14 protein-coding genes and 1 pseudogene are annotated in these 15,622 nt (G+C 39.5%); 4 read left to right on the forward strand and 11 right to left on the reverse strand.

Translation table 11 applies throughout. The features are described 5' to 3' along the window. Positions 1-59: 59 nt before the first annotated feature. Together FTT99_RS02775 and FTT99_RS02780 are read right to left on the reverse strand one after the other, a co-directional pair. On the reverse strand, positions 60-590 hold the full coding sequence (locus FTT99_RS02775) for a YaeQ family protein (RefSeq protein WP_180055506.1): 531 nt from the start codon (positions 588-590) through the stop codon (positions 60-62). A 65-nt stretch (positions 591-655) separates the two neighbouring features. Then, positions 656-1,669, reverse strand: a complete 1,014-nt coding sequence (locus FTT99_RS02780) for a GTP-binding protein (protein WP_180055507.1) — start codon at positions 1,667-1,669, stop codon at positions 656-658. Positions 1,670-2,236: 567 nt separating this feature from the next. Between FTT99_RS02780 and FTT99_RS02785 the strand changes: the two genes are divergently transcribed. The 3 genes from FTT99_RS02785 (at position 2,237) to FTT99_RS02795 (ending at position 5,206) form a co-directional block, all read left to right on the forward strand. After that, a complete protein-coding gene (locus FTT99_RS02785; protein WP_180130103.1) occupies positions 2,237-2,455 on the forward strand; it encodes a hypothetical protein in 219 nt (72 codons plus the stop codon). Between the two features lie 343 nt (positions 2,456-2,798). Next, positions 2,799-4,403: a bifunctional 3-(3-hydroxy-phenyl)propionate/3-hydroxycinnamic acid hydroxylase gene (locus FTT99_RS02790; protein WP_180130101.1), complete on the forward strand. Its 1,605-nt coding sequence runs from the start codon at positions 2,799-2,801 to the stop codon at positions 4,401-4,403. Between the two features lie 299 nt (positions 4,404-4,702). Continuing rightward, on the forward strand, positions 4,703-5,206 hold the full coding sequence (locus FTT99_RS02795) for a hypothetical protein (protein ID WP_180130098.1): 504 nt from the start codon (positions 4,703-4,705) through the stop codon (positions 5,204-5,206). A 175-nt stretch (positions 5,207-5,381) separates the two neighbouring features. Here FTT99_RS02795 and FTT99_RS02800 read toward each other — a convergent pair. After that, positions 5,382-6,010 (reverse strand): annotated as a pseudogene (locus FTT99_RS02800) (glutathione S-transferase family protein). A 215-nt stretch (positions 6,011-6,225) separates the two neighbouring features. Between FTT99_RS02800 and FTT99_RS02805 the strand changes: the two are divergent. Then, positions 6,226-7,134, forward strand: coding sequence for a DUF4349 domain-containing protein (locus FTT99_RS02805; protein WP_180130095.1), 909 nt, complete (start codon positions 6,226-6,228; stop codon positions 7,132-7,134). Positions 7,135-7,254: 120 nt separating this feature from the next. Here FTT99_RS02805 and FTT99_RS02810 read toward each other — a convergent pair whose 3' ends face one another. From FTT99_RS02810 to gltS, 8 genes are all read right to left on the reverse strand, one after another. Beyond that, positions 7,255-8,148 (reverse strand): LysR substrate-binding domain-containing protein, encoded by an 894-nt coding sequence (locus FTT99_RS02810; RefSeq protein WP_078191428.1) that lies wholly within the window; start codon positions 8,146-8,148, stop codon positions 7,255-7,257. Beyond that, positions 8,148-9,353, reverse strand: coding sequence for an MFS transporter (locus tag FTT99_RS02815; RefSeq protein ID WP_180130092.1), 1,206 nt, complete (start codon positions 9,351-9,353; stop codon positions 8,148-8,150). Before FTT99_RS02815 ends, FTT99_RS02810 begins: the two co-directional genes overlap by 1 nt. Further along, a complete protein-coding gene (locus tag FTT99_RS02820) occupies positions 9,350-9,946 on the reverse strand; it encodes a TetR/AcrR family transcriptional regulator (protein ID WP_180130089.1) in 597 nt (198 codons plus the stop codon). The genes FTT99_RS02815 and FTT99_RS02820 overlap by 4 nt, the downstream gene beginning before the upstream one ends. A gap of 195 nt (positions 9,947-10,141) precedes the next feature. Continuing rightward, positions 10,142-10,663, reverse strand: a complete 522-nt coding sequence (locus FTT99_RS02825; protein WP_078192241.1) for an acyl-CoA thioesterase — start codon at positions 10,661-10,663, stop codon at positions 10,142-10,144. A gap of 282 nt (positions 10,664-10,945) precedes the next feature. Then, positions 10,946-11,122, reverse strand: coding sequence for a hypothetical protein (locus tag FTT99_RS02830; protein ID WP_171263721.1), 177 nt, complete (start codon positions 11,120-11,122; stop codon positions 10,946-10,948). Between the two features lie 386 nt (positions 11,123-11,508). Continuing rightward, positions 11,509-12,501 (reverse strand): patatin-like phospholipase family protein, encoded by a 993-nt coding sequence (locus tag FTT99_RS02835; RefSeq protein ID WP_180130087.1) that lies wholly within the window; start codon positions 12,499-12,501, stop codon positions 11,509-11,511. A 241-nt stretch (positions 12,502-12,742) separates the two neighbouring features. Beyond that, on the reverse strand, positions 12,743-14,218 hold the full coding sequence (locus tag FTT99_RS02840; RefSeq protein ID WP_180130085.1) for a sodium:alanine symporter family protein: 1,476 nt from the start codon (positions 14,216-14,218) through the stop codon (positions 12,743-12,745). A gap of 63 nt (positions 14,219-14,281) precedes the next feature. Then, positions 14,282-15,523 (reverse strand): sodium/glutamate symporter, encoded by a 1,242-nt coding sequence (gene gltS, locus FTT99_RS02845; protein ID WP_180034498.1) that lies wholly within the window; start codon positions 15,521-15,523, stop codon positions 14,282-14,284. Positions 15,524-15,622 lie beyond the last annotated feature (99 nt).

Raw genomic sequence — 15,622 nt, forward strand, 5'->3', positions numbered from 1 at the left:
TAGTCAGGATGCAAGCCTGAACTCACATCCATCGTGATGAGTTAAATCACATCAAATGCTTATTGCAATTGTGTCCATTCAATCACCGCTTGAGCTTTATCACCAATCAAAGTCCATTCGCCATCCATCACATTTAATTGTAAAGACATGGTTCGTTCGCATAACTCTTGAATGGCAGCTGTACTCGCTTCAGATAATTGCCAAATTTCAACATTCTTCAGGGTTTTCAGTTTGCTGTTGCGTTTGTACCATTCGTCTACTGAAGAACCATAGCTAATCACAGCAACGTGTGGGCAACGTGCACTGGCTTTTTTGACTTTGTCTTCGTCAGGGCAACCGACTTCAATCCATTTCACCAATTGACCTGTTAAATCTTTTTCCCACAGCGCTGGTTCGTCTGTTTCGAAAAGATCTTTGGTAAATTCTAATGCTTCATCTGCATAGCGTGCATATGCCAAGACACGTACCATCAAACGTTCAATCGTTTCAGAAGGATGCAAAGCCATCGTCAATTGATAATCACCATATTGGTGTACATCCATATTGGCAATGTTCAAATCTGCTTTATAAATTGTAGCTTTTAGCGCCATGGTAAAGTCCTCAAATTTGGCGCCTAGCATATAAGATTTAGCAAGCTTTTGCTGCGCTGATTTACTTATTTCTCAGCTTTCTCGGCATCGATACGACACTGCATTAAGCGATCTTCAAATTCGAGCCATTCACGTTCAGTTTGGTAAATAATTTCGACACGATTATCGATACTTTCCTCGCTCGACTGATAATTAAACTGATCGGGATTAAAGTTAAAGGTTTTCCAACCTTGGTCTGTCTGAAAAATACCTTTGATCCGTAGCCAATCTTGCTGCTCACAGAGTAAATCTAACAACTCAAAAAAGTCGAAGGTCCATCGTTTTGGGAGTTTCCAACCTGCGACACTATAGCCCTGAGCGGATTCAACATAATGATAAGGCAACTGTTTAATTTCTGTGGGCACATCGACCAGCATTTGCTTTTGTATCGCCAATAAAGGCTGAATTTTACGTGGACTTCCCACATAGGCGAGATCAATATTTGCCAGTTTTAAATCACCTTTTACAACATTGATCCATTGCTGCTGATACGGTAAATATGCTTGTTTGAGTCGTTCCAAACCAGCTTGATCGGCATCACTCATACAATCGACATGAGACACCACAACGATTTGTGCCACTTTGAGTTGATCGGCATACAGGTTTTGTGACGTCCAATCTTGATCATGTAAGCGTGAGCCATCGACCACGGTCACCAATGCTCGCATGGCTAAATGCGGATGCCAATGTGGCTCGGTCAATTGCTCCAAAAGTTGTCCCGGATGCCCTAAACCTGTCGGCTCAATAAACAGTCGGTCGGGTTTCACCTCTGACAATAATCGTGACAACGCAATTTGCATCGGCAGTTGACTGCTACAACATAGACAACCACCCAATAATTCCTTGACCGCAAAGCCCTGATCTTGCGGCAACATCTGTTGATCGACCCCGATTTGTCCAAACTCGTTCATCAGTACGGCCCAAGTTTCGCCCGCTGGCTTTTGCTTCAATAACTGCTGTAAAACTGTGGTTTTACCCGCACCTAAAAAGCCAGAAATAATATGAACAGGAATCGCACCGTGGGTAGAAACTAATTTCAAAAGTGAGTCACTCAAATAAATAGCCAATGATTAATGGCCTTTACCATAATGATTTCAAAAAAATGCTGCAAGCTTAGTGTTCATTTCTCTGTCTTCATTTTTCTAAAGCATAGATCAGCCTAGTATCCGAGGCATTGAATGATGATCTGGCTGTTAAACAGCCTGTTATTCCATTTGCATGAATGCATGACATATCTGGTCACACTTTATTGGCAAAGTTAACCCTTATATTAAAAAAAATGGTCATATCGAAAAGAATCCTTACATTTGGATTTTATCGAAATTTCTGGATTCTGCTTATTTACGACATCGATGTAATCATCATGTAAACAATGAATGAATCATGAAGTCGATTTGGTCATTTTTTCTTGCAAAGTTAAATGAAGATTCCGATATTTTTTTACATTTAAAACACAGGATGGAAGGTTATGTATTCATCCAGTTAACCAGTCTGTTTCACTTTGTTGCTCGCATTGATCACTCGGTTTTCTCGATTTAGCATGAGTTCTCTCCTGATGGACGTGATGATCTTTTCAGGACTTACTAAAATATATAAGGATGCTCAAAATGAAATTAACTCAAATTTTACTTGCTTCTACTCTAGCTGCTGCAGCTGCAACAAGTTTTGCTGCAAGCAAAGATAAACAAGAAGCGCCTGAACAAGAAAAAGTAGTGGTTAGCACTCAAGAACAGCCAGCGACTGAAACAACTGCTGCTGAAGGTACTGCTGCTCAACCTGCTTCAGAAGCAAATGCTGAAGGTACTGCTGCTCAACCTGCTCAGTAATAGACGAATAGCGTACTCCACACGCTAAATTCATTTAGTCTGCTGCTCAACATTTATCCCTCACTAATAAAATGTTGTGCTAAATGAATTAAAGTCGCCGGATCATTGAAAAATGGTTCGGCTTTTTTATACTCAAAGCCACTGATTGATAGATTTTAATGATCGATAAATCATTCAAAATGATTGATGATTTTCATATAAATAAATATATATCATCCACTTAAAATAAAACCCTGCAAAAAACACGACAATTCGATTCATCGTTTCGACTTATGCCTAGCTTGTTGAAAGTCTCTGTTTAGAACTTAATAGTGGCATATGTGAAGTGATTGGATGTTTACGCATGAGCAATAAAGCAAATTACACAACGGAAGTTGCCATTCTGGGCGCAGGTCCTGTCGGCTTAACCATTGCAAACTACTTAAGTAAGCAAGGCGTCAATGTCACTGTGATTGAACAACTGGACAGCCTGATTGACTACCCACGTGCGATTGGTATTGATGATGAATCATTACGTACCATCCAATCATTAGGTTTAGTGGACCAAGTGTTACCGCATACGACACCGAACCACGCGATGCGTTTCTTAACCCCTAAAGGTCGTTGTTTCGCAGACATTCAACCGCTCACTCGTGAATTTGGTTTCTCACGTCGTAATGCCTTTATTCAACCGCAAGTCGATAATGTACTACTACAAGGTTTAAAACAGTACGAAACCACAAATGTTTTATTCTCTCGTCAATTGTCTGATTTTAGCCAAGATGCCAATGGTGTAACGCTCAATATTCAAAATAAAGACGGTGAAGCTGAAAAAATTCAAGCGCAGTATTTGATTGCTTGTGATGGTGGTAACTCAGTAGTACGTCGTACCCTCAACATTGGCTTCGATGGTAAAACTGCACCGAACCAATGGATCGTGATCGACATCAATAATGACCCACTTGCAACGCCACACATTTACCTATGCTGTGACCCTGTGCGTCCTTATGTATCTGCTGCACTTCCACACGGTATTCGTCGTTTCGAATTTATGGTGATGCCTGGTGAAACTCAAGAAGAATTAAGCAAACCTGAAAACATTGCCAAATTATTGTCGAAAGTACTTCCAACGACCGATGGTATTGAAGTGATTCGTCAGCGTGTTTATACCCACAATGCCCGTATTGCAGATAAATTCCGTGTAGACCGTATTTTACTTGCAGGCGATGCTGCGCACATCATGCCAGTATGGCAAGGTCAAGGGTATAACAGTGGTATGCGTGATGCATTCAACCTTGCGTGGAAAGTTGCTATGGTTGTACAAGGCAAAGCTGGCCCTGCGCTTTTAGATACATACCAAGTTGAACGTAAAGATCATGCCAAAGCGATGATTGATCTTTCTGTAATGGCGGGTCATGTCCTTGCGCCACCAAAAAAATGGCAAGGTTTTGTGCGTGATGGTATTGCCTATGCGCTCAATTACATCAAACCGATCAAACAATATCTATTGGAAATGCGCTTCAAGCCAATGCCGAAGTACAACGACGGTGCATTGATCAATAACGGTGTTAAAGATTCACCTGTGGGTAAAATGTTCATTCAACCACATGTTCAACTTGAATCTGGTGAGAAAGTCCTACTCGATGAAGTCATCGGTAACGACTTTGCAATCATTGCTTGGGGCGTCGATCCGAAATGGGGTCTGTCAGATGCGACCATAAAAAAATGGCAAAAATTGGGCGTTAAATTTATCCAAGTATTGCCTGCTGTTCAGCTTAGCAATGAAAATCGCACCAAGTACGACAATGTGATTACGATTGGTGATATTGGTACTGATATTCGTAGTTGGTTTGGTAAAACCACTGAATCTGTTACGATTCTTCGCCCAGACCGCTTTGTTGCAGCGATTGCAATTCCACAAAATTTAGATAGCGTGAGCCAACAATTGTTTGCAAAATTGCATGCTTAATAATCCAAATAGATCTGCAAGAATTAAAAATCACCATGCATAAAGCATGGTGATTTTTTTCTACAATCACTATAAACATCAGATGCTATAATCGTTCAATACATAATTATAAGCTTCGCAAAATGCAAAAAAGATTTCAGAAATTATTCATTTATAGTTTGTTAGGTTTTATTTTTATCTGTTCACTCATTTTCGTAGAGATACATCATTTTCATGCCAATAGTTGGTTACCTATTTTCGTTTTTTGCCTCTGTTTTCTTATTTCTTTGAATTGCTATTTATTACGCTTAGAAAAAGATGTGAACAAAAACGAAGAATCTAATTTTTTGTCCTTCTATTTATACATTTCATTTTTTTATTCAGTCATTGCCAGCTTTTTTCTCACCACAGTGATTCTTGCTTTATTTGCATTACAAACTCAATATTTTGGTCAAGATAAAAATATCATTCTAAAAGGCCAAGTCTATTCACCCACATTTACACTAGAAAAGAAGCCCTGCCGAGCTCGCCTTAAATTTCCCGAAAGTGGTTGGTCTACCTTCGCGTATCTCTGTCTAGATACCAAGAAACATAAATTTTCTGGTTATTACAAACTCCATTTGAAAACCAGTTTCGCAGGGGCTGCGGTTCAGCATTATGATTGGATTAATGATCAATTAACATATCAGCAGCATCGTGCCTTAGATATGGATCCACAACAAAAAAGACTACTCGAAATATATGCCAAACTTGAAAGAGATTTAGGCCCACCTCTATCTGATGATGAAGCCCATGATTTTTTAAATAGAACCAACAACGATTGAGTCTATTTAATTTAGCGCAATATATGCCATACATTATCTAGGCAATAATTAAAATCGCTTTAGCATCTTCGTGATTGATATTTAAAACTCTTTCTTTTTAGTTCTCAAAGAAAGAGTTATATGAATAGACATATAGCAATACCACGTTCAGTCATTAATCAAATAAGTATCCAAGTTAAACCGACTGAAACCAATGCACATCTTTTACCGATTCACGTTGCTGAATCTGCTGAATAAAAGGTTTAAATTCATCTAAATATAGCAATATTTTGAATGAAATTGCATACACCATCCAATAAGCCAAATATAAATCTGCTGCGCTAATTTTACCCCCCAACAGATATGGCTGGGCCTGCGCAAGCCCTGTTTTAATAAAATCTAAAAGTATTTTTTCATTACCAAAACTCAAACTGCCACGTTTCTCATCCATCAACTCAGTTCTAATGCCGACATTTTTCATGTCCATGTATTCAGTCAGCGGACCATGACAGAAAAACATCCATTTCAAATATTCACCACGTTTGGGATCATCCAAGGCGGGTGCCAAACCTTTGTCACTGAATTTATCGGCTAAATAACTAAAGATGGCTGCGGTCTCACTAATCACGACAATACCATCGACCAAGCAGGGAACTTTGCCCATGGGATTAATCTTGAGATATGCCGCTTGATACATCTCTTCATATGGCACTTCAATAATCTCAACTTCTGACTCGATATTTAATTCTTTCAATAGATATTTAATTCTTTCAATAAAGGCAGAATGGTATTACTGCGTGAGCGTGGATTGCTGTAGAGTTTCATTGTTGGGTTCATTGTAGATATCCTTATTTTCTTCCTTGTTGTTCTATCTATGACTATACGCGGCTCTATGTAGAATTATGTTGCGTTCATCCCTGCTTTAAACACTTTCCGATACAATACGCCCGACTAATAATTACGCTAAATTTGAATCTATATTTAAAGCAAAAAGTATTTACTCCGACTTTCTGATAATCAAACAATTGAGCTCTACATCTATGAAAAATAAATATTTAATTGCCATGTTAACGGTGATTTTAATTTCAGGCTGTTCAAAGAAAACCGAAGAAATGGCAACTGAAGCCAGCGCAGATGCACAACCTGCTCAAGTCAGTACACAGCAAGATCAAGCAGCGGAAAGCACTTCCAATGAGCCGTCTACCACGCCTGCAACAACACAAAAACCTGAAACTATTTTAAATGAGCAGGTCAACCCAGCCGAAGCCTCTCGTAAAATGGTTCGAGAAGCCAATGTCAGTTTTGAGTCGAAAGATGTCGTTAAAACGGCCTTAGAAATTGAAAAACTCACGCTAAGTTTAGGTGGCTTTATTGAACAGAAAAATATCGACTTTATGGTGCAAGAGAGTCAATCCTACCCGATTACTGACGGCAAAATTAAAATCTTTGAAAAAGTAAATCCGAACGCGGAAATGATCATTCGTGTGCCAAGTGAAAAAGCTGCACATTTCGTCAATCAACTGTTACCACTAATGCATTTTTTGAACCGTCAGCAATATTCGGCAAAACGCTATGAGCTAAAACTACTCGAAGAAAAAATGTCGCAAACAACGGTCGTGCCAGACCATGTAGCAGCAGCGCAAGTCAATGAAATCTCACGCCTGACCCGCTTAGAAGTTCAAGATCGTGTCCGCTATAGCACGATTGTGATTGGCTTTACTCAACCTGCCACTGTCCGTGAACATATCGATATTAACCTTGATGCTATTGCTCAATTAAATGGCGATAGTTTTTGGCAAAGAGCGTGGTACGGTATTCAAAAAGGTTGGCAATTTGTGTTGAGCCTGCTGGTTATTCTCATTACGATTTGGCCACTCTATCTGATTATTATTATCTGTTTGATTGCCTACCGTGTGATGAAACCCTATTTACAAAAATGGTTTAAATGAATGAGCTGAACAAGCTCCATTCTTCATTTAATCTATGATTAAAAATACGATAAATAAAAAATCCCGAAGCGCTTAATTCGGGATTTTTTTCATTTAAATCTTAGGGCAATATTTAAAGGCTTAGAAAAAGCCCATATAGAACTGCTCTTTTAATACTTTTAAAATCAACTCGATCGCATCATTTTTACGATCTTTTCGATAGCTCGCATACAAACCAATGGTCGGCAAAGGTTCAACGGTACTTTTAACCAATATTTTATCACCGAGCAATGGAATGACATAAGACGGCACCAAACTCCACCCCACGCCCATACCGACCAAATTGACATTTAACAAAATATTGGTCGAATGCTGTACCAAGTTCACATTCAGTTTATTTTGCTTAAAGAAATCTTGAATAATTCGGTATAGCTCAGGTGATGAGTGTTCATCACTAATAATAAAATCCTGATTATTCATGTTTTTAATGCTGATATGCCGCTGTTCTGCTACAGGCGAATTTTTCGGTACAATCAGCGCCAAAGGCTCAGTAAAAATCTGGACAGATTCTATATCAGGGCTCTCTTCGACATAACGGGTAAAGGCAATATCAATCTCCCCTTTACGCACTGCACTGATCTGATCGACATCCATTAAACTATGAAAATGAATTTTTAACTCAGGAAACTGAGCACGGATATTCGGCATGATATAAGGAAAGACCTTCATTTCAGCCACAGGAACAAAGCCGATATTCAGTTGTTCTTTACTGAGCTGCGCAATTTGACGCGCATCTATCATGGCTTTTTCAGCATGCTCTAAACTCAAACGCGCTTCTTTTAAAAAGGCCTGACCTTCTGCAGTCAGCTCAACTTTTCGGTTGGTTCGCATCAATAATTGCACCCCAACTTCCTGTTCTAGGTCTTTAATTTGCTGACTTAAAGAAGGTTGCACAGTACACATTCGCTGCGCAGCCTTGGTAAAATTTAGCTCTTCGGCAACCGCAACAAAATATCGTAGATGTCGTAATTCCATTATTCAGCTCCTAAAGCACTGCGTTTGAATTGGTTTGCCACGAATAGACGATACATCCACGTAGTGAACAGCACCATCACCGCACAAAATAAATAGGTTGCCTGAAATCCAAAGTATGCAATCAGCACACCCATAATGACCGAACCGACAGCAAGGCCAATATCAAACAAGGCAAAAAAGGTGGATATCGCATGTCCCATTCGGGCTTTTTCTACCGTTTGAATCGCGACCGTTTGCAGGCATGGGAACACTGAACCGTAGCCGATGCCCATAAAAACTGCCGATATCCAAAGCACCCATTGATTCGTGAGAAAACTCACAACCACCAAACCAATGGCAAAGCAAATAAAGGATGGATAGATGACTGCACTCGGGCCTTTACGATCATAGACTTTGCCAACCCAAGGACGGACGAGCAACATCGACACAGCAAAGACAATAAAAAAGATACTGGTATAAGCGAGTAAATGCTTCAACTCTGCATAAGCGGTGATAAAGCTCATCACACTCGAATATGCAAATGCAGTCAGCAATGCCACAAAACTGATGGCAAGTACCCGTGTTTCGATCACATCACACCATTGGATGGCTGCGGATTGGCTCGCTTGATCACTTGATTTATGCTGTACGTATTCTTGTATTTGAACTAACCACGTAAAAATATAGCCCACTGCAACCAATAAGGCTAATACTGCAAATAAGGTACTAAAACTGCTGAATTGAATCATACTCAGCGCTAAAAATGGCCCGATCACCACGCCTAAGTTGGTCGACATGACAAAGTAGCCCATGCCTTCGCCCTTTCGATGATCTGGGATGTAATCATTTACGATGGGAACATTGACCGTGGTTAATATACTGAACCAAAAACCATGTAAAAAACGAATGACCAACAACGACCACATGCTGTCAATCCACAAATAACTCAGCGCAAAAACGACAAAGATAAAGCCTGAAATACGCACAGAATTGGCTTTACCAAAACGCTCAATGATCATGCCGGAAAAGGGACGAATCGCAATGGATGACACCAAAAACAGCGTTAAAGCCATACCCGCTTGCTGAATCGAACCACCCAATTCTTTCATAATATAAATGGGCAATATTGTCAGCAGCGCAAAGTAATAGCTAAATAAAAACAAGTTATTACACAGACAAAAAACGAAAGACTTGTTCCATAGCGATGCCTGATGTTGAGTAGTCATGAGGTCATTGTCTCGCTGCTACGCGTGGCTTGGGACTGCGTAAAAATCGGGTTTAGCGCCAACTGCACCAGTCGCTTGATATAGTCTTCATCTGGCTGGGTATTAAAGAAAATGATCTGATAATGAATCGGGCCATACAACATATCCAACATGAGTTCGAAAGGATAATCTGCGCGAATTTCTCCTCGTTGAATGGCCAATTGGATCAGCTCACGTGTCGCTTCTCGTCGAGGTAATAAATACTGTTTAAAAAACTCACCCGCTGCTTCACGATGCTCCGCAAATACAACCAGCAATGCTCGACCCACGTGCTGATTTAAAGCCCGTGATAGTTTGAGCAATTGTTGATTTAGATTGAACTCTAAACTTTTTGATAAATCGAGTTCAAACACCGACGCGGTGTGCGCTTTAAAAGCATCGAAAACCAGATCGGACTTATGCTTCCACCAACGGTAAATCGTCGATTTTCCCACGCCTGCACGAGCCGCAATATCTTCAATGGTCATGCTTCGATAATCACTTTCCGCTAAAGCATCTGTGACTGCCTGTAAGATACATTGCTTACGCCGAGAAGTTTTTTCAGTTTCACTCATAATTTAAAAACGAAACGCTACGTATCGTTTTATATTAAACAGTATTGGACTGAATGACCATCTTTAACTGAGCTTCGAAGAATAAACTTTAGTCGCACACTCGGAACTCAAATCCCAACTGCACTCTCCAGACGAATTTCAGCATAAAAAAAGATCGCCTAAGCGATCTTTTCAAAAATTCAGCCACCAAAGCGATTAGCTTTGTGTCGACTTTTTATAAATACTGCAAGAAGGATGATGATTTTCCTGTAAACGTGCCACTTTACGCTGTTCCGCAGCTTCGAAACGACAACGTTTCCAGTCATTATCTAGATTCAATGCTGGAATTTGTTTCGGCTTACCTTGATCATCAACAGCGACCATTGTGAAATAGCAACTATTGGTATGACGTACTGTACGTTTTTGAATGTTCTGCGCTTCAACACGAATACCAATTTCCATAGAAGTACGACCAACATGGTTCACACTTGCAAGGAAAGTCACTAATTCACCCACGTGAATTGGTTCTTTAAAATTCACTTTATCAACTGATAGTGTCACCACGTAGCTACCAGAATAGCGACTTGCACAAGCATACGCGACTTGGTCTAACAATTTTAGAATCGTTCCACCATGCACATTACCCGAAAAATTCGCCATGTCAGGAGTCATTAAAACTGACATCGATAATTCTGACTGGTCGTCTAGTGCATTCGCAATTTGATCTAATGGGGACATCTTGTTTCTCTAGACTCGTGATATAACAATGATTAATGTGATTATTATATAGATTTTAATCAAAATTAAATGTTCAAATCGGCAAAAAAACCATCATTATTATTTATGGTGATCACACCATCATTCAGTAAAATATATATCGATAACGATATACACCCGATAAACAAGTAGTTATCGCGCTATCTATCAGTTTTTTTAATCCACGCTATGCTGTGTTTTATATTTAAAACATATTCATTAAAACGCGTTGTTCCATCGATTCAAAATAGCACGGCATTAAACTTAATCTTCTAAGACTTTTAACATCTCGAAAGATACGTTGTCATAGCTGGTTTTTTGTCCACCATCATTGGTACTTTCTAGCGTGTAAGAATTATCTACATGTACATGAGTGACAATAAATACGTTATCTTCCATCATCGCAAGCTTTACTTTTTGTCCTACATCAAGCGTTTTCATCTACAGCCACCTTTAAAATATTTATTGGTTTTAAGTATTAATAACCTGATGATATTCTAAATACTTCAACAGTATTGGTAAACGTAAGCACATGAATAAAAATGCTAATATAGGTATATACTCTTAAAATCTACGTAAAACCAATTAATATGATTTTCTTAATTAATTTCAAATAATTAACTGTATATTTTCTTATTATTACGATTTTTATATTTGGCAAATCTTTTGATTAAGACCTAAAACCAATCAACATCCAATATATTAATGATTACTAGATACTATTGAGCATGGGAAAAGCTGAGAGCAAAAATTAAAATGCTTTGCTGAAATAAAAATGCACCCTGCTAGGTGAACAGGATGCGTTTAAATTTGCGAATCGTATCAGCCTAGTCTTTGGCTGCTAAATAAGGAATATGATGTCCCTTGCTATATTGATGTTCAGCATAAACCCGAGAAATCTCTCCAAGTTTTTCCAAGGTTGCCTCTTCACCTGCAAGCATCGTCGCTTCACGCCCTTTCACATCAAATATATGTGCTTTTTCACGTAAATCGGGTTGAATCACAATGTCTGCTCGCTTGAGCTCTTCTTGAGCTAAACGATTTTGCATAATATTGATATTTTGGTTAAACAAGCCCCATACATTCGACGTTTCGGTATGAATCGGTCGTGCCAAAATATCCACCGCAATAATAATATCTGCCCCTAAATCGCGTGCAACGTCCACAGGAACAGGACTGACCAAGCCACCATCGACATATTCTGTATCTTCAATAATCGTTGGAATAAACATACTCGGAATCGACACCGAAGCACGAACGGCCTGCCCCGTATTGCCATAGTTGAACACGACTTTTTTGCCATCTTTTAACTCGGTTGCCACCACATACATTGGGGTTTTTAGCAACTCTAAAGGCACGTCATCAACTTGCTCATTAATATAATCTTCAACTTTTTTACCGTCAAAAAAGCCTTTTTTGTCCAAGCGTATTTCTCGAACATCATTGGCTTTCATATTTAAGGCAATATCTCTTAACTCATTGGCACTTTTACCTGAAGCATAGATTGAACCTACAATGCTACCCGCACTGGTTCCGACAATGAAATCAGGGTGTATTCCCTGCTGTTCAAGTATCTGAATGGCGCCAATGTGTGCATAACCACGTGCCCCACCACTTCCTAAAACCAAAGCAACAATCGGACGCTTTTCCTGCTTTTTCACTTTTTTAAAGTCAATGCGGTTATTCGCCACTTGAGCAGGTGCTGCTGTATAAGTTCGAATGTGTGATGTTGTTTCAGCGCTAACCGTTTTTGAGCCTACACTTTGACACCCCACAAGGCTGATTGCGAATGCAGTGATCAAAACAGTGATGCTTTTCATTGAGAGATATTCCAAATGCAAGTCGAGATTTAAAGAGAAAAGTAGTCTAATCAGTCCGCATTCACGTCACTGTTATTATTCGTTAATGCCGATGACCAATGCACATTATATTGAAATACAGACTAGGAAGTCATTGGCTTTCAAAGTTTCAATATCGAGCAGAATTTCCACATCAAGATCCAAAACATTGTCTAGCAAAAAAAGCCCCGATAACGGAGCTTTTTAAAGTTAATTTTTGACTTTACCAAATATCGGAATTAACGCGATCCTTATATTTTGGATGTTCATCCATTTTAAATACTGGCTCTTTTACACCCCGTTTTAACTGTGAGGTGTAGTCTTTCATCAGCATCAATAAGAATGGCGTCAGCAATAAAATCGCAAAGAGGTTAATACTCGCCATCACGCCCATGAAGAGATCCGCTAAGTTCCAAATCAGTGGCACACTCATGATTGAGCCAAAGTACACCATCATGAGGACGACTACGCGGAATATAAACATGACCTTAGGATTGTTATTGATAAACTGCACATTACCTTCAGCATAAGCATAGTTACCGATTACTGAAGAATAAGCGAATAAGAACAAGATTATGGCAAGGAAGTCATCTCCCCATGCGCCAATCTGGCTTTCAAGCGCCATTTGCGTCAAAGCAACACCCTCAAAGCCTGCATTTTCATACAAGCCAGATGCCAAAATAATGATCGCCGTACAGGTACACACCACAAATGTATCGACAAAGACACCGAGCATCTGAACTAGGCCTTGATTGACCGGGTGTTTAACATCTGATGCTGCCGCAGCATTCGGAGCAGAACCCATACCCGCTTCGTTTGAGAATAATCCACGCTTAATGCCTTGCATCATCGCCATAGAAACCATAGCACCGAAGAAACCACCAGCCGCAGCATCAAACTCAAATGCTTTGCTGAATATTAACTGGAAGATATCAGGCAAGATTGCAAAGTTAGCAAAAGCGATATAGAGCGCGACTGCCAAATAAAGTAATGCCATAAATGGAACAAAACGTTCTGCCACTTTTGCAATACGCTTAATACCACCAAAAATAATCAGCGCTGTTATAAAGACAAGGAATAACCCTACCCATGAAATTTCAAAACTAAAATTGCCCAAACTCAATACTAGATTGGCTTTATCCCAGCCCCACGCATGTGAGGTCGCACCTGTAATCGCATTAGCTTGAACCGCATTAAAGACAAAACCGTAGGTTGAAATCAGCGCAATAGCAAAAACCACACCCAACCACTTTTGCTTTAAGCCTTGCGTGATGTAATACGCTGGACCACCACGGAATTGCTGATTTTGCGTATCACGCACTTTAAAGAGCTGTGCAAGTGAAGACTCCACAAATGCAGAACTCATGCCTAAAAATGCGGTAAACCACATCCAGAACACTGCACCCGGCCCACCAATTGCAATCGCAATTGCAACACCTGCGACATTACCCACACCGACACGACTTGCCAGTCCAGTCACAAAGGCTTGGAATGGTGTAATCCCATGCTCATCATCGCCTTCTTTACGGCTAGATTTCATCACTTTAATACTATGAAAAAATAGACGAATCTGAACTGCACCAGTGATTAAGGTATAAAAAATACCAACCGCCACTAAAAATACGACTAAGAAATCCCAAAGCGGATCATTAAAAACTTTGACCCAGCTCATCAGGGTTTCGTTTAATTGTTCATTCATATTCAACCCTAGTTTTAAATGGTCAAAAGTATAAAAGGCTCTTTTTTGAAGAGCCTTTCTAAATTAAGCAAAGAATTTAAGAATTAATTGAATAACTGTTGCGTTAATCAAATCAACAAAAAATGCGCCACATAAAGGAACGATTAAGAAAGCCTTATGAGATGGACCATACATATTGGTAATGGCTTGCATATTTGCAACTGCGGTAGGTGTTGCCCCCATACCAAAACCACAATGACCCGCCGCTAAAACCGCAGCATCATAATTTTTGCCCATTACACGGAAAGTGATAAACGCAGCATATAGTGCCATTGTTAATGTTTGGGCTCCCAAAATCACAACTAATGGTCCTGCAAGATCTGATAGCTGCCATAGTTTCAACGATAATAGTGCCATTGCTAAGTACAGTGATAATGAAGCATTACCAAATACATCAATTGCACGATCAAATATTTGTACGCGGAAAATACCTTCTAATACATTACGTAAAATGACACCACCAGCTAAAGCCCATACAAATGTCGGTAATTCAAACATCGTACCTTTACTGAAAGCCGTCATAAAATCAGCAAATGCTAAACAGCCAGCAAATAAGCCCAAAGTCGTAATTGCATTATCTGCGGTAATTAAACGAACACGATGTGGATATTCAAAAGGTACATATTCTGTTGAATTAATATCAGCTAGTGGTGTGTTATCACTACGCTCAATTTGCTCATTCGTGCGCGGAGTTGCTAGGCGATAACGATTAATTAGCAACTTAGCTAATGGGCCACCAATAATACCACCAATGATTAAACCAAAAGTTGCACTTGCCATACCTAAAGCTAATGCACCTTGTATACCGTGTTCAACTTCAAGAATTTCACCCCATGCACCAGCTGTACCATGACCACCTGTCAACGTAATTGAACCTGCAATCAAACCAATCAGTGGATCAATACCCAATAAAGTGGCAAGACTGATACCAACGACATCCTGCACAACAATGAAAGAAGCAACGGCTACCAGAAAAATAACAAGACCAATTCCGCCTTCTTTCAATTTGGCAAAGTTTGCGCTTAAACCAATGGATGCGAAGAAAATCAGCATAAAACTGGTTTGTAATTCACTACTCGTAGTAATGCTATAACCCCAAATGCTATGTACAACCAATGAAATTATTGCAGCAACCAAACCGCCAGCTACGGGCTCAGGAATATTGTAACGCCTCAAAAAACTGATTTTATTTACCAGAAAACGTCCTAATAAAAGAACGATCACCGCCGCAATTAAGGTATAAAATGCGTTAAAGCTAAATTCCATAATAATTTGTCCAAAATGGTTAGAATATTTATTAGTCCAATTAATAGAAATTAGTAGCGTTTATTAATTAAAATACAATTCCAATTTGTAAATTTAACC

It is taken from the genome of Acinetobacter sp. YH12040 (genome assembly GCF_013420005.1).
GTDB classification, from domain to species: Bacteria; Pseudomonadota; Gammaproteobacteria; order Pseudomonadales; family Moraxellaceae; genus Acinetobacter; species Acinetobacter amyesii.